This window comes from Tomitella biformata AHU 1821 (assembly GCF_000524475.1).
Classification (GTDB): domain Bacteria; phylum Actinomycetota; class Actinomycetes; order Mycobacteriales; family Mycobacteriaceae; genus Tomitella; species Tomitella biformata.
The window spans coordinates 62,667-84,764 of record NZ_BAVQ01000005.1; the positions used below are offsets into that span (position 1 = coordinate 62,667).

24 protein-coding genes are annotated in these 22,098 nt (G+C 69.0%); 10 read left to right on the forward strand and 14 right to left on the reverse strand.

Features of this window, described 5'->3' with window-relative positions; translation table 11 throughout:
* The first annotated feature begins 1 nt into the window (after position 1).
* Complete coding sequence (locus tag TBIF_RS03470; protein ID WP_024793472.1) at positions 2-1,243, forward strand: amidohydrolase; 1,242 nt, start codon at positions 2-4, stop codon at positions 1,241-1,243.
* A 43-nt stretch (positions 1,244-1,286) separates the two neighbouring features.
* On the opposite strand, the gene TBIF_RS03475 is transcribed toward TBIF_RS03470, so the two are convergent.
* Positions 1,287-1,760, reverse strand: coding sequence for a gamma-glutamylcyclotransferase family protein (locus TBIF_RS03475; RefSeq protein WP_024793473.1), 474 nt, complete (start codon positions 1,758-1,760; stop codon positions 1,287-1,289).
* A gap of 147 nt (positions 1,761-1,907) precedes the next feature.
* Between TBIF_RS03475 and TBIF_RS03480 the strand changes: the two genes are divergently transcribed.
* Together TBIF_RS03480 and TBIF_RS03485 are read left to right on the forward strand one after the other, a co-directional pair.
* Positions 1,908-3,311 carry an NAD(P)H-quinone dehydrogenase gene (locus TBIF_RS03480; RefSeq protein WP_024793474.1) on the forward strand — a complete coding sequence of 468 codons (1,404 nt, stop codon included), beginning with the start codon at positions 1,908-1,910 and terminating at the stop codon, positions 3,309-3,311.
* 35 nt (positions 3,312-3,346) lie between these two features.
* Entirely contained in the window at positions 3,347-4,180 is an 834-nt protein-coding gene (locus tag TBIF_RS03485) for a phosphatase PAP2 family protein (protein ID WP_024793475.1), read from the forward strand.
* Here the strand turns inward: TBIF_RS03485 and glpK are convergent.
* A complete protein-coding gene (glpK, locus tag TBIF_RS03490) occupies positions 4,159-5,631 on the reverse strand; it encodes a glycerol kinase GlpK (RefSeq protein WP_051461343.1) in 1,473 nt (490 codons plus the stop codon). The two genes, TBIF_RS03485 and glpK, sit on opposite strands and share 22 nt — an antisense overlap.
* A gap of 334 nt (positions 5,632-5,965) precedes the next feature.
* Here glpK and TBIF_RS03495 point away from each other — a divergent pair, with 334 nt between their 5' ends.
* From TBIF_RS03495 to TBIF_RS03515, 5 genes are all read left to right on the forward strand, one after another.
* Positions 5,966-7,690, forward strand: coding sequence for a glycerol-3-phosphate dehydrogenase/oxidase (locus tag TBIF_RS03495; RefSeq protein ID WP_024793477.1), 1,725 nt, complete (start codon positions 5,966-5,968; stop codon positions 7,688-7,690).
* 274 nt (positions 7,691-7,964) lie between these two features.
* A complete protein-coding gene (locus tag TBIF_RS03500; protein WP_038169664.1) occupies positions 7,965-9,113 on the forward strand; it encodes an alkane 1-monooxygenase in 1,149 nt (382 codons plus the stop codon).
* Entirely contained in the window at positions 9,110-9,298 is a 189-nt protein-coding gene (locus tag TBIF_RS03505) for a rubredoxin (RefSeq protein ID WP_024793479.1), read from the forward strand. Before TBIF_RS03500 ends, TBIF_RS03505 begins: the two co-directional genes overlap by 4 nt.
* Positions 9,298-10,512 carry an NAD(P)/FAD-dependent oxidoreductase gene (locus TBIF_RS03510; protein ID WP_024793480.1) on the forward strand — a complete coding sequence of 405 codons (1,215 nt, stop codon included), beginning with the start codon at positions 9,298-9,300 and terminating at the stop codon, positions 10,510-10,512. Before TBIF_RS03505 ends, TBIF_RS03510 begins: the two co-directional genes overlap by 1 nt.
* Before the next feature lie 57 nt (positions 10,513-10,569).
* A complete protein-coding gene (locus TBIF_RS03515; protein ID WP_038169666.1) occupies positions 10,570-11,193 on the forward strand; it encodes a TetR/AcrR family transcriptional regulator in 624 nt (207 codons plus the stop codon).
* A gap of 18 nt (positions 11,194-11,211) precedes the next feature.
* On the opposite strand, the gene TBIF_RS03520 is transcribed toward TBIF_RS03515, so the two are convergent.
* The gene (locus TBIF_RS03520) at positions 11,212-11,526 is read right to left on the reverse strand and encodes a GNAT family N-acetyltransferase (protein ID WP_024793482.1); all 315 of its coding nucleotides are present in this window, start codon (positions 11,524-11,526) and stop codon (positions 11,212-11,214) included.
* Between the two features lie 53 nt (positions 11,527-11,579).
* Positions 11,580-12,533, reverse strand: a complete 954-nt coding sequence (locus tag TBIF_RS03525) for an oxygenase MpaB family protein (RefSeq protein WP_024793483.1) — start codon at positions 12,531-12,533, stop codon at positions 11,580-11,582.
* Positions 12,534-12,638: 105 nt separating this feature from the next.
* On the opposite strand from TBIF_RS03525, the gene TBIF_RS03530 reads away from it, so the two are divergent.
* Positions 12,639-13,244, forward strand: coding sequence for a TetR/AcrR family transcriptional regulator (locus tag TBIF_RS03530; RefSeq protein ID WP_024793484.1), 606 nt, complete (start codon positions 12,639-12,641; stop codon positions 13,242-13,244).
* 13 nt (positions 13,245-13,257) lie between these two features.
* Here TBIF_RS03530 and TBIF_RS03535 read toward each other — a convergent pair whose 3' ends face one another.
* The 10 genes from TBIF_RS03535 to TBIF_RS03580 all read right to left on the reverse strand — a co-directional run bounded on the left by TBIF_RS03535 (position 13,258) and on the right by TBIF_RS03580 (position 21,157).
* The gene (locus TBIF_RS03535; protein WP_024793485.1) at positions 13,258-13,638 is read right to left on the reverse strand and encodes a GNAT family N-acetyltransferase; all 381 of its coding nucleotides are present in this window, start codon (positions 13,636-13,638) and stop codon (positions 13,258-13,260) included.
* Between the two features lie 2 nt (positions 13,639-13,640).
* The gene (locus tag TBIF_RS03540; protein ID WP_024793486.1) at positions 13,641-14,063 is read right to left on the reverse strand and encodes a DUF1707 SHOCT-like domain-containing protein; all 423 of its coding nucleotides are present in this window, start codon (positions 14,061-14,063) and stop codon (positions 13,641-13,643) included.
* Positions 14,064-14,152: 89 nt separating this feature from the next.
* The gene (locus tag TBIF_RS03545) at positions 14,153-15,943 is read right to left on the reverse strand and encodes an acetyl/propionyl/methylcrotonyl-CoA carboxylase subunit alpha (RefSeq protein ID WP_024793487.1); all 1,791 of its coding nucleotides are present in this window, start codon (positions 15,941-15,943) and stop codon (positions 14,153-14,155) included.
* 185 nt (positions 15,944-16,128) lie between these two features.
* A complete protein-coding gene (locus tag TBIF_RS03550; RefSeq protein WP_024793488.1) occupies positions 16,129-16,575 on the reverse strand; it encodes a SufE family protein in 447 nt (148 codons plus the stop codon).
* Positions 16,572-17,468, reverse strand: coding sequence for a sulfurtransferase (locus tag TBIF_RS03555; protein WP_024793489.1), 897 nt, complete (start codon positions 17,466-17,468; stop codon positions 16,572-16,574). Before TBIF_RS03555 ends, TBIF_RS03550 begins: the two co-directional genes overlap by 4 nt.
* A gap of 193 nt (positions 17,469-17,661) precedes the next feature.
* Positions 17,662-18,021 (reverse strand): cupin domain-containing protein, encoded by a 360-nt coding sequence (locus TBIF_RS03560; protein WP_235174464.1) that lies wholly within the window; start codon positions 18,019-18,021, stop codon positions 17,662-17,664.
* A gap of 45 nt (positions 18,022-18,066) precedes the next feature.
* Positions 18,067-18,447, reverse strand: coding sequence for a DUF2784 domain-containing protein (locus TBIF_RS03565; RefSeq protein WP_024793491.1), 381 nt, complete (start codon positions 18,445-18,447; stop codon positions 18,067-18,069).
* A gap of 42 nt (positions 18,448-18,489) precedes the next feature.
* On the reverse strand, positions 18,490-19,167 hold the full coding sequence (locus tag TBIF_RS03570) for a Maf family protein (RefSeq protein ID WP_235174466.1): 678 nt from the start codon (positions 19,165-19,167) through the stop codon (positions 18,490-18,492).
* A gap of 2 nt (positions 19,168-19,169) precedes the next feature.
* Complete coding sequence (locus TBIF_RS24775; RefSeq protein ID WP_084611520.1) at positions 19,170-19,475, reverse strand: acyl-CoA carboxylase epsilon subunit; 306 nt, start codon at positions 19,473-19,475, stop codon at positions 19,170-19,172.
* Between the two features lie 29 nt (positions 19,476-19,504).
* Positions 19,505-21,157 (reverse strand): acyl-CoA carboxylase subunit beta, encoded by a 1,653-nt coding sequence (locus TBIF_RS03580; RefSeq protein WP_024793494.1) that lies wholly within the window; start codon positions 21,155-21,157, stop codon positions 19,505-19,507.
* Between the two features lie 100 nt (positions 21,158-21,257).
* Here TBIF_RS03580 and TBIF_RS03585 point away from each other — a divergent pair, with 100 nt between their 5' ends.
* Entirely contained in the window at positions 21,258-22,094 is an 837-nt protein-coding gene (locus TBIF_RS03585) for a biotin--[acetyl-CoA-carboxylase] ligase (protein ID WP_024793495.1), read from the forward strand.
* Positions 22,095-22,098: the final 4 nt, after the last annotated feature.

Sequence of the window (22,098 nt, forward strand, 5' to 3'; positions counted from 1 at the left end):
GGTGAGCCCCAGATCCGGATCAGCCGACGTCGACCAACATTCCAGCGCCCAGGCGGGCGACTGGTTCGAGTGCTGGCTCGACGCGCATCGGGCTGACCTGGTCGCCTGGCGTCGCCACATCCACCAGAATCCGGAGCTGGCCCGCGAGGAGTACCAGACGACGGCATTCGTCGTGGCGCAGCTGCGCGCCGCAGGGCTCGATCCACAGGTGCTGCCGCTGGGCACCGGGCTCTACTGCGATATCGGGCCGGCCGACGCCGACGGCAAGAGGCTCGGCCTGCGCGCGGACATGGACGCGCTCCCGATGACCGAGGAGACGGGCCTGCCGTTCGCCTCCACCGTGGCCGGCGCGGCGCACTCCTGCGGGCACGACGCGCACACCACGATCCTGATGGCCGCGGGCCTGGCGCTGGCCAGCGCACCCAAGCTGCAGGCCGGCGTCCGCCTGATCTTCCAGCCCGCAGAGGAGGTCATGCCCGGCGGCGCGCTCGACGTGATCGAGGCCGGCGTGCTCAGCGGCGTCAACCGCATCTTCGCCCTGCACTGCGATCCGCACTTGGTGGTGGGGACCGTCGGCGTGCGGGTCGGCCCCATCACCTCGGCGGCGGACGTCGTCGAGCTCAGCCTGCACTCCCCGGGCGGACACACCTCCCGGCCCTATCTGACGGCCGACCTCGTGCACGCGATGGGCCTGCTGATCACCGGTGTGCCGGGGCTGCTCACCCGGCGGGTCGACGTCCGCTCGCGGACCGTCATGGCCTGGGGCGCCGCCCACGCGGGCAACGCGCCGAACGCCATCCCGCAGACGGGCATGCTGCGCGGCACCGTCCGCACCGGCGAGCACTCCACCTGGCTGCTGCTCGAGCCGCTCGTCCGCGAGATCGTCGAGGGCATCCTCGCGCCGACGGGCGTCACTGTCGACATCAACTACCAGCGCGGCGTGCCGCCGGTGGACAACGACGAGCACTCGGTGGCGTTGCTGCGCCGGGCCGTCGAGACCCTCGGCCCGGACGTCGTGGTGCCCACCCCGCAGTCCAGCGGCGGCGAGGACTTCTCCTGGTACCTCGAGCACGTGCCGGGCGCGATGGCGCGGCTAGGCACGTGGTCGGGGCAGGGGCGCCGGGCTGATATCCACCAGCCGGACTTCGACATCGACGAGCGCGCCCTCGAGGTGGGCGTCCGCGCACTGGTCAGCCTGGGGGCCCCGTCGCTGCGGTCGCCGAACCTGCCGAACCGGTCCTAACCCCCCAGAGCGTCTCCGGACCCCCAGAGTGTCTCCGGACCCCTCAGAGCGTCTCCGGCCCCACGTTCCGGCACTCCCGCGTCCGCAACGCGCGCACGTATTGGGGTGGGGCGCCGGCGATCTCCGCGGCGTCGGCCATCACGCCCAGGTAGCGGGCGGAGGGCAGCCCGCCCTCGAAGGCGTCCATGACGTAGAGCCAGGCGAGGATGGGCTCGGAGCTCAAGCTGCCGATGGGGTCGATGCGAACCTTGATCTTGCGGTGCAGCCCGATCTCGGAGCCCTCCCAGCGGTCGAGCGCGGGCTTGTCGTCGTCGGGCACGTCGTAGAGCACCACGAACACCCGCGACGTCGGGTCCTCGACCACCGTCGCGAGAGCGCCGTCCCAGCCTATGTCGCCACCGCAGAACGCGAGGCGCCAGCCGCTGAGCCAGCCAGTCCCCGCCGTCGGGGAATGCGGGGCACGTTGGAGCATTTGCTCGGGGTGCATATTCGAGCCGTAAGCCGCGTACATAGCCACGGGCCAACCCTAGATGATCGGCGTCGTGGGCAGGTGATCGCGGGGCGCCCCCACACGGGGGTACGGCGCAGGCCAAACCACGAGTGCGCGTCCCGTCTTATCCGCGACCGGATACCGTTAGGGCGTCGAAGCGAGGAGTGAGGGTCAATGACTCGGATTGTGATCATCGGTGGCGGGCCGGCCGGCTACGAGGCGGCGCTGGTGGGAGCCCAGCACGGGGCATCGGTGACGTTGGTGGATTCCGACGGCATCGGCGGCGCCGCAGTGCTGGTGGACTGCGTGCCGTCGAAGACGTTTATCGCGTCGACGGGGGTCCGCACGGACCTGCGCCGTGCAGAGGACCTCGGTGTGAAGCTGCCACTGGAAGAGGCCCGCGTCGATATGGCGCACGTGAACAGGCGGGTGAAGGCCCTGGCCCAGGCGCAGTCCGACGACATCCGCGACCGGCTGCGGGAGGAGGGCGTGACCATGCTGCACGGCCACGGCGCCCTCGCCGACCTCTCACCAGGCATGGCCACGCACAATGTGCGGGTGGATCTGCACGACGGCACCGAGCGGGTGCTGGACGCGGACGTCGTGCTGATCGCCACCGGCGCGAGCCCCCGGGTGCTGCCCAGCGCGGAGCCCGACGGCGAGCGGATCCTGAACTGGCGCCAGCTCTACGACCTCGATGAGCTCCCGGAACACCTGGTGGTCGTCGGCTCCGGCGTCACCGGCGCGGAGTTCGTCTCCGCGTACACCGAGATGGGCGTCGCGGTCACGATGATCTCCAGCCGCGACCGCGTCCTGCCCCACGAGGATGAGGACGCGGCGCTGGTGCTGGAGGAGGCCCTTGAGTCGCGGGGCGTGGCGCTGGTCCAGCACGCGCGCTGCGATGCCGTGGAGCGGACCGAGAACGGCGTCCGGGTGGTGCTGGGCGACGGCCGGGTGGTCGAGGGCAGCCACGCGCTGATGACCGTCGGCTCCGTCCCCAACACCAAGGGGCTGGGCCTGGACCGCGTCGGTATCGAGCTCGAGCGCAGCGGGCACATCACCGTGGACCGCGTCTCGCGCACGTCCGCGACAGGCATCTACGCGGCTGGCGACTGCACGTCGCTGATGCCGCTCGCCTCCGTGGCGGCGATGCAGGGGCGCATCGCGATGTACCACGCGCTGGGCGAGGGCGTCATGCCGATCAAGCTGAAAACAGTTGCGGCGGCAGTGTTCACCCGACCCGAGCTGGCTACCGTCGGCGTGAGCCAGGCCTCCATCGACAGCGGCGAGGTTCCGGCGCGCGTGATCATGCTGCCGCTGACCACCAACCCGCGGGCGAAGATGAAGGGCCTCAAGCGCGGTTTCGTGAAGATCTTCTGCCGGCCGGCGCAGGGCACCGTCATCGGCGGCGTGGTGGTGGCGGAGACGGCGTCGGAGCTGATCCTGCCCATCGCGATCGCGGTGCAGAACAACCTCTCCGTCGCGGATCTCGCGGGCACCTTCTCGGTGTACCCGTCGCTGTCCGGCTCGGTCACCGAGGCCGCCCGCCAGCTGATGCGGCACGACGATCTGGACTAGGCAGCTGATCTAGGGCACATGGTGATCCAGAGCCGATGAACGCCAACCTCTCCTGGGAGCAGTCGGGCGTCCTCGCGGCGGCGCTGATAGTCCTGGCGGTTGGGCTGGGCTTTCTCCGCGGGACGTGGGCCCGCAAGGCCTCCCCGCTGCTGGGCGAGGCCGCGCTCGTCGTCGCCCTGTACTCCCTGTGGCAGTTGTGCGGGGTGCTGGTCCGCAATCAGACGGCCGGCGCATACGAGCGTGGCCAGTGGCTGCTCGACGCGGAGCGGTACCTGCCGCTGCCCGCCGAGCTGGGCATCAACCACGCGATGGTGCCCTATCCGTTGCTGACGCAGGCGGCCAACCTGTACTACGCGACCATGCACTTCGGTGCGGCGCTCGCGTTGCTCGTGTGGCTGTATCTGCGCCATCGGGACCGGTACGCGGGGTTCCGCACGGTGCTTGCCGTGTTCACCGCCATCAGCTTCGCAGTCTCGCTGGTGCCGGTCGCGCCGCCGCGGCTGATCGCCGGGGCCGGCTTCGTCGACACCGCCGACCAGTACGGGCAGTCGGTGTACTCCGCCATGAGCGTGGTGGGGCCGAACCAGCTTGCGGCGATGCCGTCGGTGCACGTGGGCTGGGCTGCGCTGGTGGGCGTCGCCGTCGTCGTCGTCGCGAAAAGCCCCTGGCGCTGGCTGGCCCTGGCGCATCCCGTGCTGACGATGCTCGTGGTGGTGGCCACGGCCAACCACTACTGGCTCGACGGGATCGTCGCCGTCGGACTCCTCGCCGCCACCTGCGGGCTCTGGCGGGCGGCCCGACAGGTCTGGGAGCGGCTGTCGGTCCTGAAAGCGCCCGCCCTAGAGCCTCAGTCCTCCACCCAGTCGTAGGTGCGCTCCACAGCGCGGTTCCACTGCCGGTAGAGCTCCTCGCGCTGGTCCTCGGGCATCTTCGGCTCCCATTGCTCGCCGGCCTGCCAGTGCGCGGCGATGTCGTCGAGGCTGGACCAATAGCCGACGGCGAGCCCCGCCGCGTACGCGGCGCCCAGTGCGGTGGTCTCGTTGACGACGGGGCGCACCACCGGGATGCCGAGGATGTCGGACTGGAACTGCATCAGCAGCTGGTTCACGACCATGCCGCCGTCGACCTTGAGCGCGGTGATCGGCAAGCCGGACTCCATGGCCGCCTCGATGACCTCGCGGGTCTGATAGGCGGTGGCCTCCAGCGCGGCGCGCGCGATGTGGCCCTTGTTCACGAACCGGGTCAGGCCCACCAGCACGCCGCGGGCGTCGGGGCGCCAGCGCGGCGCGAACAGCCCCGAGAACGCGGGCACCAGGTACGCGCCGCCGTTGTCCTCGACGGTCGCGGCCAGGGTCTCGGCCTCGGCGGCGGAGGAGATCAGCCCGAGGTTGTCGCGCAGCCACTGGATCAGGGAGCCGCTGACGGCCACAGAGCCCTCGAGGGCGTACACGGCGGGCTCGTCGCCGACCTTGTAGCAGACCGTCGTGAGCAGACCTTTGTCGCTGTGCACGGGCTTGGTGCCGGTGTTGACCAGCAGGAAATTGCCGGTGCCGTAGGTGTTCTTGGCATCGCCCGGGGACACACAGGCCTGGCCGAACATCGCGGCCTGCTGATCGCCCAGGATCCCGGCGACCGGCACCCCGGCCAGCACGCCGCGGGCGCGGACGTTGCAGTACACCTCGGAGGAGCTGCGGATCTGCGGCAGCATCGACATCGGGATGCCCAGATCCGCGCAGATCTCGGGGTCCCACTCGAGCGTCTCAAGGTTCATCAGCAGCGTGCGGGACGCGTTGGTGACGTCCGTCAGGTGCAGGCCCGGCTCCTGTCCGTGCTTGCCTGTGCCGCCGGACAGGTTCCACATCAGCCAGCTGTCCATGGTGCCGAAGCACAGGTCGCCCGCCTCGGCCGCCGCCCGCGCGCCGTCGACGTGGTCGAGGATCCAGCGCACCTTCGGCCCCGAGAAATAGGTGGACAGGGGTAGTCCGGTGCGTGCGCGGTAGCGCTCGACGCCCAGCTCGTGCCCCGCTGCCAGCTCGTCGCAGATCTCGGCCGTGCGGGTGTCCTGCCAGACGATCGCGTGGTAGACGGGCTTGCCGGTGTGGCGGTTCCACACGACGGTGGTCTCGCGTTGGTTGGTGATGCCCAGGGCGACAATGTCGCCTGGGGTCAGGTCCGAGGACGCGAGCGCCTCGCCGACCACCGAGCGGATATTCGTCCAGATCTCCGCGGCGTCGTGCTCCACCCACCCTGCCTGGGGGAGGATCTGCTCGTGCTCGCGCTGGGCCACATCGACGACGTTGGCGTCGTGGTCGAAGATCATGCAGCGCGACGAGGTGGTGCCCTGGTCGATCGCGGCCACATACTTTTTTGTCACAGGCGAGCTCCGTAGCTGTCGATAGGTGATGCGCGAGTGCAATCAGTATGACCACGCGCGATGAGCTCGTGTGCGGTACTCGGTGATCGGCGGCCGCCCAGGCATGGTTGGGGGAGTCCCAGGCAAGGTCGGCGGAGTCACAGCCGTAATACCCACCCCCGGCGCCGGCAACCATTAGCCTGGGGTCGGCGCAATTCGATCTGCAAACGTAGGGGAGCGTGACGTGGCCAAGACCAGCGACGCCAAGAAGTCGGGAACCGGACAACTCGGTACAGGAAAGTTGGGTACCGAGAAGCTTGGCCCCGGGCAGCGCGACGAGGCCTGGCGCAGACTGGGCGAGGAGCAGTTCGACCTCATCGTCATCGGCGGCGGGGTCGTGGGCTGTGGCACCGCGCTCGACGCGGCCACCCGCGGCCTGAAGGTCGCGTTGATCGAGGCGCGAGATTTCGCGTCGGGCACCTCCAGCCGATCCTCCAAGATGTTCCACGGCGGCCTGCGCTACCTCGAGCAACTGGAGTTTGGGCTGGTCGCGGAGGCGCTACACGAACGCGAGCTGTCGATGTCGACGCTGGCCCCGCACCTGGTCAAGCCGCTGAAGTTCCTGTTCCCGCTGCAGCACCGGTTGTGGGAGCGCCCGTACATGGCCGCCGGCATCCTCCTCTACGACAAGATGGGCGGCTCCAAGTCGGTGCCCGCCCAGAAGCACCTCACCCGTTCTGGCGCGCTGCGGATGTCGCCGGGCCTCAAGCGCAGCTCGCTCATCGGCGGGATCCGCTATTACGACACGGTGGTCGACGATGCGCGCCACACCATGATGGTCGCCCGGACTGCGGCGCACTACGGGGCCGTCGTGCGCACGTCCACGCAGGTCGTCGGCTTCACACATGAGGCGGACCGCGTCAGCGGCGTCCATATCCGCGACAGCGAGACGGGCGAGACCGCCACCGTGCGCGGGCACGCCGTCGTCAACGCGACTGGCGTGTGGACTGACGAGATTCAGGCCCTGTCCGGCGAGCGCGGGCGATTCCGGGTGACGGCGTCCAAGGGCGTACACATCGTGGTGGCGCGCGACCGGATCGTCAGCGAGGCCGCCATCATCCTGCGCACGGAGAAGTCCGTGCTGTTCATCATCCCCTGGGGCAACCACTGGATCATCGGCACCACCGACACCGAGTGGAACCTGGACCTGGCGCATCCAGCCGCGACAAAGGCCGACATCGATTACATCTTCGGCCATGTCAACAAGGTCCTCGTGACCCCGCTGACCCCCGACGACATCGAGGGCGTCTACGCCGGCCTTCGCCCGCTGCTGGCAGGGGAGAGCGACGAGACCTCGAAGCTCTCGCGCGAGCACGCCGTCGCGCGTGTCGCCCCAGGCCTGGTGGCGATCGCCGGCGGCAAGTACACCACCTACCGCGTGATGGGGGCCGACGCCGTCGACGTCGCCTCCGTCGACATCCCCGGCCGAGTCGCCGAGTCCGTCACCGAGAAGGTCCCACTAGTTGGCGCGGACGGCTACTTCGCGCTGGTCAACCAGGCAGAGCAGGTCGCCGAGAGCTACGGCGTGCACCCCTACCGCGTGCGGCACCTCCTCGATCGCTACGGCTCGCTGATCCACGAGGTCCTCGAGTGTGCCAAGGGACGGCCCGAGCTGTTGGGCCCGATCGCCGGCGCCCCGAACTACCTGCAGGTCGAGGCCGTCTACGCGGCGTCGTCCGAGGGGGCGCTGCACGTGGAGGACGTCCTGGCCCGCCGCACCCGCATCTCGATCGAGTACGCGCACCGCGGTGTGGACTGCGCCCGCGAGGTGGCCGAGCTGATGGCCCCGGTGCTCGGCTGGGACCAGGCGACGGTTGATGCCGAGGTGGAGAACTACCTGGCCCGCGTCGACGCCGAGGTTCGCTCCCAGGGCCAGCCGGACGACGATTCCGCAGACACCCTGCGGATCGCGGCGCCCGAGGCCCGCGGCGAGATCCTGGAGCCCGTCGAGAGAGCGGTTGATTAGCCTCCTTTTCCACCCCTGCCGCTCTCACTTGCGCGCAGCCACGCAGAGCACTGCGTAGCTGCGCGCAAGTCTCGTTTTCGGGGGTCCGGGCCGTCCTGCGGGCACTGCGCGCTGTGATCTAGTTCATGAAGATGATTGACAAATGGCATCTTCGTGTCTAAATTTCAGATTATTAACGATTCAGTGTCCACTCGGCCCGGATGTGGCCGCAAGGAAGGCGAGCACCGTGTCTGATCTGCAATACCCCAATAGCAAGGCCGCCAGGAAGACGCGGCTGACGTACACGCGGACCGACGGCACCACCGCGCGCTGGCGCGACCGCAAGCGGTACCTGTGGATACTCGCGCTGGTCCCGTCCTCGGCGACGTTCCTCGCGCTGGGCCTGGTCACCGCCAGCGGCTGGAACGTGTTCTGGTGGGCCGGCCCGTTCCTCGCGTTCGGCCTGATCCCGTTGATCGACATCTTCGCTGGCGAGGACGGCAACAACCCGCCCGATGAGCTGGTCGAGGAACTGGAGAATGACCGCTTCTACCGCTGGACCACCTACGCGTACGTGCCGCTGCAGTTTGCCTCGTTCTTCACCGCCTGCTACATCTGGGCCGCCTGGGACCTGAGCCTGCTGTCCAACCTGGGCCTGGCATTCACGGTCGGCGTCGCGGGCGGTATCGGTATCAACACCGCGCACGAGCTGGGGCACAAGAAGGAGTCGGTGGAGCGCTGGCTGTCGAAGGTCGTGCTGGCGCAGACCGGCTATGGGCACTTCTATGTCGAGCACAATCGCGGCCACCACGTCCGTGTCGCCACCCCGGAGGATGCCGCGTCCTCGCGTCTCGGCGAGAGCTTCTACCGCTTCTTGCCGCGCACGGTCTGGGGCTCGTTGACCTCCGGCTGGAACCTGGAGCGCTCGCGCCTGCAGAAACAGGGCGGCACACACTGGAGCCTGAAGAACGAGGTCCTCAACGCCTGGCTGATGACTGTGGTGCTGTTCGCGGTGGCGCTCGCGGTCTTCGGCATCGGCATCCTGCCGTGGCTGCTTGTCCAGGCCGTGTTCGGGTTCTCCCTACTCGAGGTCGTGAACTACCTGGAGCACTACGGGCTCAAGCGGCAGAAACTGCCCAGCGGCCGCTACGAGCGATGCGCCCCGCGGCACAGCTGGAACAGTGACCGCATCACCACCAACGTCTTCCTGTACCACCTGCAGCGCCACAGCGACCACCATGCGAACCCGACGCGGCGCTACCAAACCCTCCGCACGTTCGACGAGGCTCCGCAGCTGCCCATGGGGTACGGCACCATGATCGTCGTCGCCGCGGTCCCGCCCCTGTGGCGCAAGGTGATGGACCACCGGGTCGCCGCCCACTACGGCGGGGACCTCACGCTCGCCAATATCCAGCCCGCCAAGAGAGAGAAGTACCTCGCATGACCACCACCACCGCGTACAAGCTCTTCGAATGCATGCAGTGCGGCTTCGAATACGACGAGGCGCTCGGCTGGCCCGAGGACGGCATCGAGCCCGGCACCCGCTGGGACGACATCCCCGACGACTGGTCCTGCCCCGATTGCGGCGCCGCGAAGTCTGATTTCCAGATGGTCGAGGTCGCCCGCTGATGGCTGCCGGCAGGATCGTCATCGTCGGCACAGGCGTTGCCGGCGCGACCGCCGCCGAGACCCTGCGCAAGGAGGGCTACGACGGCCAGGTGGTGCTGATCGGCGACGAGCCCGGCCTGCCGTACCGGCGCACGATGGTCTCCAAGGAGCTCCTGTCCGGCACCGCCACTCCCGAGCGTGCGCAGCTCAAGCCCGCCCAGTTCTGGGCCGACAACAACGTGGAGCTGCGCGCCGGGGTGTCCGTGACCGAGATCGACCCCGAGGCGCGGACCATCGCGACCGACGACGGCGAGACGCTGGCCTACGATGCGCTGCTGCTGGCCACCGGCGGCCGGCCGCGCGAGCTGACGCTGGCGCCCGCCGCTGTCTCTGCCCCGGGTCTTGACTCTGGTGTCCACCACCTGCGGACCCTGCGCGACGCGCAGTCGCTGGGATCCGCGTTGGCCGAGGCGCGGTCGGTCCTCATCGTCGGCGGCGGGCTCATCGGCTGCGAGGTCGCAGCCGCGGCATCCTCCGGCCCCGCGGTCACAATCCTCGAGTCCGGTGGCGCGATCTTGGAAAGAGTTCTGCCGCATGAGGTGTCGGTGATGCTCGGGAAGCTCCACACGGCCAATGGCGTCGACGTCCAGGCTGGGGTGGCGCTGACCGGCATTGTGCGTGGGCCGGCCGGGTTCACCGCGACCGCCGCCGACGGTCGATCCTGGACCGCCGACGTGGTGGTCGTCGCGGTCGGGATGGCTCCCAACACAGAGCTGGCGGAGGCCGCCGGGCTGGCGGTCTCGGACGGGATTCTGGTCGACGAGTTCTGCGCCACCTCCGCACCCGGGATCTTCGCCGCCGGGGACGTCGCGCGGCTGCCGAACCCAGTGCTCGGCGGTACACATCGCGTCGAGCATTGGAACCATGCCCAGTCCCACGGGGCCGCGGCGGCGCGGGCGATGCTGGGCGGCATCTCCGGTGTCGCGGCCGAGCCCTATGCCGACGTGCCGTGGTGCTGGACCAACCAGTACGGCAAGAACGTGCAGATTGCCGGCTGGCCGGGCGTGGCGCAGAAGTGGGCGGTGGACGGCAGCGTCGCCGACCACGACTTCACCGCGCTGGCAACCCGGGACGACAGGCTCATCGGGGCGGTCACGCTGGGCCGGCCGAAGGACGTGCGGTCCGCCCGCGCCCGAATCGCGGCCGAGCATGACGCCGTCGGCTCGCGGGTCTAGTCCATGTACAGAGAGGCCGAGGTGGCGCAGTCGCCGCGCGGCGTAAAGAATAGCGACATGGCCCATTCCACTGTCTCGGCATCCGGACCCCAGGCCCGGGGCTCATACCAGCAGGCGGCACGCGAGCTGCTCCGTCAGACTGTCCTGCACGCGACCCGGGAGCTGTTGTCCGAGCGGGACTGGAGCGAGGTGACGATGGCGGACATCGCGACCGCCGCGGGCATGAGCCGCCAGACGCTCTACAACGAGTTCAAGTCGCGCCACGGGGTGGCGGAGGCCTATGCGCTCCGGCTGGTCGACAGCTATGTGGACCTGTTCGGCGCGGCCGTGACCGGGCATCCGGGCGACGTCCAGGGCGGGCTCGAGAAGGGTTTCGCGGACTTCCTCATCGAGGCCGCGACCGACCCGCTGGTGCAGTCGGCCCTCGCGGGCACCGCGAAGCTCGATGTGATGCGGCTGGTGACCACCGACGGCGGGGTGATCCTGGACGCGGCCTCGGTGCGGCTGGCCAAGATCGCGATGGACGCCTGGGGGCTGCAGGACTATGCGGCCGCAGCCCGGATCGGCCGCCTGGTGGTGCGCCAGGCGATGAGCTTCATCACGCTGGCGCCCCGGCCGGAGGAGAACCCCGCCGCGGACCTGAGCCGCGTGCTCGCGCCGCTGATCGAGAGCCTGCGCTAGATCACGGGTTGGGCTAGATCACGGGTTGGGCAGAGCCAACCGCGTGCGGACGTCGGCGGGCACATGGGCCAGGTGCTGCGGGTTCTTGATCACGAACTTGTGCACATAGCTGCAGGTCGGGATGATGCCCAGCCCGTTGGCCGCGGAATCGGAGAGCGCGAACTCGACGACCTTGCCGGCGAGCCCCTGGCCGCCGAAGGCCCCGTCGATGACGGTGTGGTCGAAGTCCCGGTTCGCGCCGGCGTCCTGATAGGCGGCGAAGCCAGCCTCGGTGCCATCGACGGTGATGACGTAGCGGTGCTGCTCCGGCTGGTGCGAAATCTGTTCGCTCACAAGGGCCTCCAAGTGTTGGGATTGAGTCCGCCCCCAGACTAGTGCTGCTGGGGTCAGGCCCGCCGCTCGGCGTGCACGGGGCAGTAGTGCATGGGATTGCCGCGCTGGGACTCACGGGGCAGGTTTCGCTCCGGGGTCTCCATCAGCGGGGCGTCGCGTGGGACCCGGCCCGTTGTGCGGTCGATGCCATCGCGAGAGCGTGGATGCTTGCGGTAGCGGGGCGGCACCGCCTTGAACGACGCGTTGATGGCCTTGCCGGCGACAGTGTGCAACCGCTCGTCGCGCGCGGACCAGGAGTAGCCGAGCAGCTCACGCACCTCCGGCTCATACATGCCGACGGTCAGCCAGGTAAAGGCCCTGGACACCAGGGGGCGCTGCAGCCGCCACAGCCACTGCGGCAGCCACGGCATGAACGGCGGCACCTCGAGGGCGTCGAGGTCCAGCACGTCCCGCGTCGCCTTGTTGTCCTCGAGGATGCTGGCGCACATGTGCTTCCAGTACACCTGGAAGTCCTCCCAGGTCTCCGGGACGGGTCGCATGGTGACGCCGTACTGGGCGTACCACTGCTTGTGCTCCTCGAACAGTTGGCGCTTCTCGGCCTCGCTCATGCCGCCGCAGAAGTTCTCCGCGGTGACAATGGTGCCGTAGAAGAAGGTGGCGTGCGCCCAGTAGAAGACGTCGGGGTCCAGGGCGTGGTAGCGCTGGCCGTCACCGTAGGTGCCCTTGATGTCGCGGTGGTAGTCGCGCACCTGCATGCCGGTCTCATGCGCGCGGTCGCCGTCGAAGACCACCCCGCCGATGGGGTAGAGCGAGCGGTAGAGCCGCTCCCAGCGCTCCGTGAAGAAGTCGGAGTGCTCCTCGACCGCCGCGCCGAGCTTGGGATGCATGTTCTGCATCGACCCGGCCCACGGGCCCTGCAGCAGGCCGCGCCAATCCCCGAAGTACTTCCAGGTGACGGACCCCGGGCCCAGCGGCAGGGGATCGGCCTTGGTGATCTCGCTGGTCATTCCCGGCCCCAATCGAATCGGACAACGTGCGTTGTCAACTTGTTAATATTGAGGATAGGAATGACAATGGTCGTTGTCAACTGGTCGCGATCGAATGGAGACGAAATGCCACAGCAGGCGGAGAGCGCGCTGGACCGGCGCCGACGCGTGCGGCGGGCGGATTTCATCGTCGCCGGAATCGCGCTGCTCGGCGCGGCGGACGGCGGCGCCGTGACCGTGCGCGGGGCCTGCCGGGTCGCGGGGCTGACGGAGCGGTACTTCTACGAGAGCTTTGAGGACCGGGACCAGTACGTCCGCCAGGTCTACGAGGAGGTGGGCGCGCGCGCCCACCAGGCGCTGTCGGACGCGATGGTCGCGGGGGATCGGGGCCAGGGCGGGGCGCAAGCCGAACGGGCGGCCGCGGCAGTGGACGCGTTCGTTGGACTCATGGTCGACCAACCGGCGATGGGCCGCGTCCTACTGCTGGCCCCCATCGCGGAGCCGGCTCTGAGCGGGATCGGCATGGCGTTGCTGCCCGCGTTCATCACGCTGGTGCTCGAGCAGCTCACCGCCGTGCCGGACCCAGTGGAGAAGCAGCTATTGGCCACGGGCGTGGTGGGGGCGCTCACGGCGCTGTTCGTCGGCTATCTCGAGGGCACGCTGGTGGTGGACCGTGCGCGCCTCGTGGAGCACTGTGTGGAGCTGGTGCTCGATACGAACCGGCGGCGTTAGTCCCGGCGCAGTGCTAACCGGGCCATTGGCCGTTGACGGTCAGGCCCAGGCCCGACTCGGCGAAACGGCGCACCGCGGCCAGGCCCTCGGCGAACGCGTCGTCATATCCGCTCGAGGTCCAGCCGCCCAGGGACCAACCCTCGGCGTCGCTATCGGGGCCGCCGTCGTGGCCGAGCCGGATCTCCGCGACCATCTCGCCCGTCTCGGGCACGCAGACCGCCCAGGAGTACAACTCGTCGGCGGCCCACTGGTCGAGGCGCAGCTGGATGTAGTCCGCGCCGGCCTCTTCCGTGACGACGCCTGCGGTGCGCAGGGCCGGGGTGTCGTCCACCCGCTCATCGGCCCGCAGCGCCCGCAGGTACCATCGGCCGGCGTTGATCTCGACGGGTTCCATTGCTACGCGGCCTCCGGCTTATGGTCGGGCAACTCGCCTGGCGGGTCCTGGTGGCGGCGTCCGCCCGCGTAGAGGATCGCGCCCGATGCCGGGATCATGAGGAACCACAGCCAGGTGTTGGTGAGGAAGAACAGGGCGAGGGCGACGAACGGCATCACCGCCACCACTGCGGTCCGCCACTCCCAGCCGGACCTCCGCGGGCTCGACTGGCCGCGCGGGCTGGCGACCGGGGCCCGGGCCCTGTCGGCGGGCAGATCGGAGAACACGGACTCCAGGTCCCCGTAGGTGCGCGCCTGCGCGACGAGCCCGCTGCGGTCTTCGAACTCGGCAAGGGAGAGCCGACCCGCACTGAAATGGCCGCTGAGCGCGGCCATCGCCTGCTCGCGCTCGTCGGTGCCTATACGGATCTCGGGCGAATCTGACATGGCATCAGCGTATGCCACGGCAACATTGGAAAAGCCAGTGCGCGCGATCCGCAGGGGATTCGCGCGCACTGGCTCTTGGCTTTGGGGTGTTACTTGATCTCGAGCAACACGGTGCCCTGCGTGATGGCGGCACCCGGCTCGACGGCCAGACCGGTGATGACGCCGGCCTTGTGCGCGTTGACGGGGTTCTCCATCTTCATGGCCTCGAGGACCAGCACCAGATCACCCGCGGCGACCTCCTGGCCCTCCTCGACGGCGATCTTCACGACGGTGCCCTGCATGGGCGCGGTCACGGAGTCGCCCGAGGCCGCGCCGCCGCCGGCGCCGCCGCGCTTGCGGGACTTGACCTTGCGCTTGAGCCCACCGTTGCCGTTGCTGCCACCGCCGAGGCTGAGCTCGCCCGGCAAGGAGACCTCAAGGCGGCGGCCGCCGACCTCGACGACCACGTTCTGGCGCGGCAGGGCCTCGTCGTCCTCGGCGATAACGCCACCGGCGAAGGGCTCAATCTGATTGTCGAACTCGGTCTCGATCCAGCGGGTGTGCACGTCGAACTTGGTGCCATCGCCGATGAAGGCGGGGTCCGAGACGACGGCCGCGTGGAACGGGATGACCGTCGCGAGGCCCTCGACCGTGAACTCGGCGAGCGCACGACGCGAGCGGGCCAGGGCCTCTTCGCGGGTCGCGCCGGTGACGATCAGCTTGGCGAGCATGGAGTCGAACTGGCCGCCGATGACGGAGCCCGACTCGACGCCCGAGTCGACGCGGACGCCGGGGCCCGACGGCGGGGAGAACAGCGTGACGGGGCCGGGGGCGGGCAGGAAGCCGCGGCCGCCGTCCTCGCCGTTGATGCGGAACTCAAAGGAGTGCCCGCGCGCGACAGGATCCTCGGTGATGCCCAGGACCTCGCCGTTGGCGATCTTGAACTGCTCGAGGACCAGGTCGAGGCCGGCGGTCTCCTCGGTGACGGGGTGCTCCACCTGCAGGCGGGTGTTCACCTCGAGGAAGGAGACGAGGCCGTCCTGGCCCACCAGGTACTCGACTGTGCCGGCGCCGTAGTAGCCCGCCTCGCGGCAGATGGCCTTCGCGGAGGAGTAGATGGCCTCGTTCTGCGCGTCGGTCAGGAACGGCGCGGGGGCCTCCTCGACCAGCTTCTGGAAGCGGCGCTGCAGCGAGCAGTCGCGGGTGCCGGCGACGACGACGTTGCCGTGCTGGTCGGCGATGATCTGGGCCTCGACGTGGCGGGGCTTGTCGAGGTAGCGCTCCACGAAGCATTCGCCGCGGCCGAAGGCTGCGACGGCCTCACGGGTGGCCGACTCGAACAGCTCCGGGATCTCTTCCATCGTGCGGGCGACCTTCATGCCGCGACCGCCGCCGCCGAAGGCGGCCTTGATGGCGATCGGCAGGCCGAACTCCTTGGCGAAGGCCAGGATCTCGTCCGGGCCGGCGACGGGGCCGTCGGTGCCGGGGACCAGTGGTGCGCCGGCCTTGACGGCGATGTGGCGCGCCGTGACCTTGTCGCCGAGGTCGCGGATGGACTGCGGCGACGGGCCGATCCAGATGATCCCGGCGTCGATGACAGCCTGGGCGAACTCGGCGTTCTCGGCGAGGAAGCCGTAGCCGGGGTGGATGGCGTCGGCGCCGGACTTGGCGGCGGCGTCGAGGATCTTGGCGATGTTGAGGTACGAGTCCGCCGAGGTCTGGCCGCCGAGGGCGAATGCCTCGTCGGCGATCCGCACGAACGGCGCGTCCGCGTCCGGCTCTGCGTAGACGGCGACGCTGGCCAGGCCTGCGTCGGCTGCGGCTCGGATCACTCGCACCGCGATCTCGCCGCGGTTGGCGACGAGGACCTTGGTGATGTGGTCACTGGAGTGATTCGGCACGGGGCCTCCCGGGTGTCAAGTGTGCTGAGCCCCTTGTGGGGGCTCCTCGTGAGTTCAACTACTGATTTGCTTCGCAGTTTAGGCGCCGGCCGTGCGGGACGCGCGACCGGTCCCGGTGTCGGCCAATCGCTTGCTTGGCCGACGCCAGAATTCCACTTACCTTAGCGTGCGCTAGGCGAGCGTCGTCACAGTGTCTCTGGTGATGTCTCTGGTGACGGCGTATCGCGGAGGCGCCGCTTGACACGCGCGAGCATCGCAGACAGTCCGCGTAGGCGCAGAGGGCTGACGATCTCGGCCAGCCCGAGCGTGGCGTAGAAGTCCTCGGGCACGCTGAGGATCGCGTCGGCGCTCGCCCCGTCGAGACCCTGGTGCAGGATCGACGCGAAGCCGCGGGTGGTGGGGGCCTCCGGCGGGGCACTGAAGAATAGGCGGACGCTGCTGCGATCGCGGGCGTCCACCAGGAGGAACAGGGGGGACTGGCACTCGGGGACTGGCTCCATCGCCGCCTCCTCGAGCTCGGCCGGGAGCGGGGGGAGCTCCTGGCTGAACTCGAGGAGCAGCTGCAGCTTGTCGCGGCCCTCGACGGCCTCGAAGTCCTCGATGATCTCCATCAATCCGGCTGGCATGCTCATGCGCGAGACGGTACCGCCCCGGGCTCGTCGCCCTTGGTGATGGGCACGCGCACGGTGTTGCCCCACTCGGTCCAGGAGCCGTCGTAGTTGCGGACGCTCTCGAATCCCAGCAGGTGGGTGAGCACAAACCAGGTGTGGCTCGAGCGCTCGCCGATGCGGCAATACACGATGAGGTCGTCCGCCTGGCCGTAGCCGCGGTAGATCTCCTCGAGCTCTGGGCGGGTGCGGAAGCGGGAGTCGGGCGCCGCGGCTTTGGCCCACGGGATCGACACGGCGCTGGGGATATGCCCGCCGCGCAGCGTGCCCTCCTCGGGGTAGTCCGGCATGTGGGTGCGTGCCCCGGTGAACTCGTCGGGGGAGCGCACATCGATCAGCGGGCCGGTGCCAAGGTGCTCGAGCACCTGCGCCTGGTACGCGCGGATCTGGGTGTCGTCGCGCTCGACGACGGGGTAGTCGGTGGTGGGGCGGTCCGGCACATCGAGGGTGGTCTCGCGGTTCTCGGCCAGCCACGCGTCGCGGCCGCCGTCGAGCAGGCGAACGTCCTTGTGGCCGAACAGGGTGAACACCCACAGCGCATACGCGGCCCACCAGTTGGACTTGTCGCCGTAGACGACGATGGTGTCCTCGCGCTTGATGCCCTTGCGGCTCATCAGCGCCGCGAACTGCGCGCCGGTGATGTAGTCGCGGTCCACCTGGTCGTTGAGGTCCATGTGCCAGTCGACCTTCACCGCGCCGGGGATGTGGCCGACGTCGTAGAGGAGGACATCCTCATCGGACTCGACGACCACCAGGCCGGGGGTGCCCAGCTTCGAGTTGAGCCACTCGGTGGACACGAGGCGTTCGGGGTGGGCGAATGCGGCGAAGGCAGGGTTCTTCTCGGGTCCAACAGGCACAGTGTTCTCCTGGATATCGACAGCGGGCGATGGCGTATTCAGCCTAGTCTCCAGGGCGCGGGTCGGCTCGGCCCGGCGCGGCGGGCGCTGTCCCGCTGCTTACGCCTCCATTGTGTGTTTGCGCCTGTTGGAACAGGCGCATGCGCACAGAGGGGGCGCAAAGATGTGTGGCCTACTACGACGCAACCGGCCGCTACTTCGAGGCGGCCTTCGGATCCAGCATCACGAGTTGCAGTGTCGCGTCCGTGACCGCGTGCACAGCGTGGGGGAGGCGCGCGGACAGGTGCGCGATATCGCCGGGGTGCAGATCGGTGGTACGCCCGTCGGCCGTGAACTGCAGGTGGCCGGCCACGGACTGCACCAGGATGGGGAAGGCCGCGGTGTGCTCAGTCAGCTCTTGACCGGCGGCGAAGTTGAAGATCACGACGCGGGCGCCGTCCTCGACCATGACGCGCTTGACACCCGGCTTGTCCTCGCCGGGCTCGACGGCGGCCTGGAGGTCATGCACGTCGGTCATCTTCAGAATCTTCAGACTCGCGCTGGTGTCGGTCACGGTGATCTCCTCGAGCGTGGTGGGGGTGCTGCCACCATCTCATCATTAACCGGGCGGCGGTCCTGCTTGGGTCCGGATCGCGTGGCGATGGTGGGCGAACAGCGCCCACGACCCGGCGACGACGAAAAATGCCGCGAACACGGCGATCGTCGCCGCGTCCCGGGGATAGAAGACCCCGGTGATGTAGTGGTCGATGAACCCCGCCGACGGCAGTGGCGCCATCCCGCCCTCGCGCCGGGCCCAGCGTTCGAGATCGGTGAGGGGGCAGGGGATGTTGAGAAACGCGTTGCCGGCAGCCCAGACGACCGCGGCGAGATGCAGCCAGATGGTGTGGGGCCAACGCAGGGCGAGGAATCCGCCAACGACGACATAGATGGTGAAGGCGAAATGGACTGCCACTGTCGCCACCACGATCAGCACATACATTGGGAACCCCGCAGCCTCGGTGATTCCAGTATCTAACTGGTGTCAAGCAGAGGCAGGGGGATTGCCAGCCCACAGCTGCGCGATGCCGAGGCCGACGCGCCCGAGCAGTTCACGCACGAGGGGCAGCCCGATGCCGATGACGCTGGACGGATCGCCTTCGATGCCGTCGACGAACCAGCCGCCCAGCCCGTCGAGGGTGAACGCGCCGGCGACCTTCAGCGGCTCGCCCGTCGCCAAATAGGCCTCGAGGTCCTCGTCGCTGGGCGTGCCGAAGCGCACGAGGGTCCCGCAGTGGTCCGCCGCCTCGCCGACCACCACACCGCCTCGCACCCGCAGGAGGCTGTGGCCGGTCAGCAGTTCACCGCTGCCCCCGCGCATGGCCCGCCACCGCTCGCGGGCGATGTCGACGGAGTGCGGCTTGCCGAGCAGCTCATCGTCGATGTGGAGCATCGAATCGCAGCCGACAATCACGGCATCAGCCAGGACGGGGTCGCCAGTGAGCGCCGTGAAGACGTCAAGTGCCTTGGCCCTCGCCAACTCCGTGACGACGGTGTCGGGTGCGGCGTCGGGACCCAGCTTGCCTTGGACGGCGTCCTCATCGACTTCGGACACCCGGACAAAGGGGCTCACCCCGGCGGCCCGCAGCACCGAGAGACGGGCGGGGGACGCCGAGGCGAGGATGAAGCGTGGCGCGGCGGACCGCGCCGAGGGATCAGACACTGTCAGTACTGGCCCAGTTCGCCGTTGACGAACGCGCGGGGGGCGAAGGAGTAGCGGCCCCGGGTGTTGAGCGCCTGGGACTTGTCCCCCCAGTACTCGAGCGGGCCGGTGGGCTCGCCGTTGCCGTTGCCGTTGCCGGCCGCGGCGGTCACGACGGCGACTAATGCGGCCAGTTCCTCGGGCTCCGGGTTGCCGCGGAGCACCTTGAGCAGCGCGGGCGTGGCGTCGTCGGCTAGCTTCTGCGCAGCCTCGGCCACGTCCTCCAGGACGATACCGTCGAGCTTGTCTTCGATATTTTCGATGCTCATAGTCTCAGAGTCCATCACAGTTTCGGTGCTCACAGCGGGATGTTCCCGTGCTTCTTGGGCGGCATGCTCACGGACTTGCGCTCGAGCAGACGCAGGGACTTGGCGATGTGCACGCGGGTGTGCGAGGGCGGGATGACCGCGTCGAGGTAGCCGCGCTCGGCCGCCACGTACGGGTTGACCAGCGTGTCCTCGTACTCCTGCTGCAGCGTCAAGCGCAAGGCGTCAACATCCTCGCCGTTCTTCGCGGCCTCGAGCAGCCGCTTGCGGTAGACGAAGCCGACAGCACCGGCAGCGCCCATGACGGCGATCTGCGCGGTGGGCCACGCCAGGTTCACGTCAGCGCCCATGTGCTTGGAGCCCATGACGTCGTACGCGCCGCCGTAGGCCTTGCGGGTGATGACGGTGATCTTGCCGACCGTCGCCTCGCCGTAGGCGAACAGCAGCTTCGCGCCGCGGCGGATGATGCCGTCGTACTCCTGCTCGGTGCCAGGCAGGAAGCCGGGCACGTCGACCAGGGTGAGGATTGGGACGTTGAACGCATCGCAGGTGCGGACGAAGCGCGCGGCCTTCTCCGACGCGGCGATGTCGAGGCAACCGGCGAACTGCATCGGCTGGTTGGCGACGATGCCGATGGAGCGGCCGTCGATGCGAGCGAAGCCGACGAGGATGTTCATCGCGCGGCCGGCCTGGACCTCTAGGAACTCGCCGTCATCGACGAGGCTCTCGATGAGCTCGACCATGTTGTACGGCTGGTTCGCGTTGTCCGGGATGATCGTGTCGAGCGCCAGGTCGTCCTCGGTGAGGGAGTCCTCGATGGACGCCTCGACGGGGTTCGGGGCCGGGAATCGGGGGGCCTCGCCGCGGTTATTGCTGGGCAGGTAGCTCAGCAGCTCCTTGACGTAGTCCAGCGCGTCCTGCTCGTCCGGGGCCACGTAGTGCGCGACGCCGGAGCGCGACATGTGCGTGTGCGCGCCGCCGAGGTCCTCCATGGTGACGTCCTCGCCGGTGACGGTCTTGATCACGTCGGGGCCGGTGACGAACATCTGCGAGGTCTTGTCGACCATCACGACGAAGTCGGTGAGGGCGGGGGAGTACACGTGGCCGCCGGCGTTGGGGCCCATGATCAGGGAGATCTGCGGGATGACGCCGGAGGCCTGGACGTTGCGGTAGAAAATCTCGCCGTACAGGCCAAGCGAGACGACGCCCTCCTGGATGCGCGCGCCGGCACCCTCGTTGATGCCGATCAGCGGGCGGCCGGTCTTCAGCGCCAGGTCCATGACCTTAACGATCTTCTCGCCGTAGACCTCGCCGAGGCTGCCGCCGAAGACGGTGGCGTCCTGGCTGAAGATGCAGACCTCGCGGTCGTCGATGGTGCCGTAGCCGGTGATGACGCCGTCGCCGAGCGGGCGGTTCGCCTCCATGCCGAAGTTCGTGGACCGGTGGCGGGCCAGCGCGTCGATCTCGACGAAGGAGCCCTCGTCGAGCAGCTCGATGATGCGCTCGCGGGCGGTCATCTTGCCCTTCGCGTGCACGCGCTCGACGGCGGCCTCGCCGACGGGGAGCTTCGCCTCCTCGAGGCGGTTGCGCAGATCGGCAAGCTTGCCGGCGGTGGTGTGGATATCGATGGCGGCGGGGTCCTGTAGGGCCTCGGCGCCGGTCGTCGAATCAGTCGCACTGGTCATGGTGTGCATGGTAGCGAGCGGACGCTAGGCATGTTCGCGGCAGGGGCGGTTACCGGCGGGTAACCATGGTTTCGGGGCTCTCCCGCCTAGGCTTGCCGTTATGTATTCCGATCTTAGCCGCCCGCCGCTCGACGAGAAGGGGTTGCGGCGCAGCCTGACCGGGCCCGCGTCCGCGCCGTGGTCGCATTTGGACGTGGTCGCGGAGACCGGCTCCACGAATGCGGACCTCATGGCGCTGATCGCGGCCTCCGATCAGCCGGACTCGTTGGATCGGACGGTGCTGTTGACCGAGTCGCAACTGCATGGCCGCGGTCGGCATGGGCGGGACTTCGGCGGCGCACCGCAGGCGCAGATCACCATGTCCGTGATTCTGCGGCTCCCCGGCGTGCCGGTGGCGGCGCTGGGCTGGCTGCCGCTGCTGACCGGGGTGGCCATGGTCGACGCGCTGCGCGAGGTCGCCGAGGTCGAGGCGGAGCTGAAGTGGCCCAATGACGTGATGATTAAGGGCCGCAAGGTGGCGGGCATCCTCGCGGAGGCGGCGGCGACCACCCCGGCGCCGATCGTTGTGCTGGGTGTCGGTATCAATGTGACGCTGACGGAGGACGAGTTGCCGGTGCCGACCGCGACCTCGCTGCGGCTGGAGGGCGCGGAGTGCACGGATCGCAACACCCTGGTCCGGGCCACGCTGCGGGCGCTCGCGACCCGCGTGCACCGCTGGCAAGGCCTCCGGGGCAACTACCCGGAGCTGGCGCAGGACTACCGGGAGTACTGCGGGACCCTGGGCCTTAGCGTGCGGGCGGTGCTGCCGGGCGGCAAAGAGTTGCTGGGGATCGCCCGCGATATCGACCACGAGGGCCGGCTACAGATCGAGACCGACGCTGGCGAGCTGATCGCAGTCTCGGCGGCGGATGTCACGCACCTGCGGCCAACGGATTAAGCCA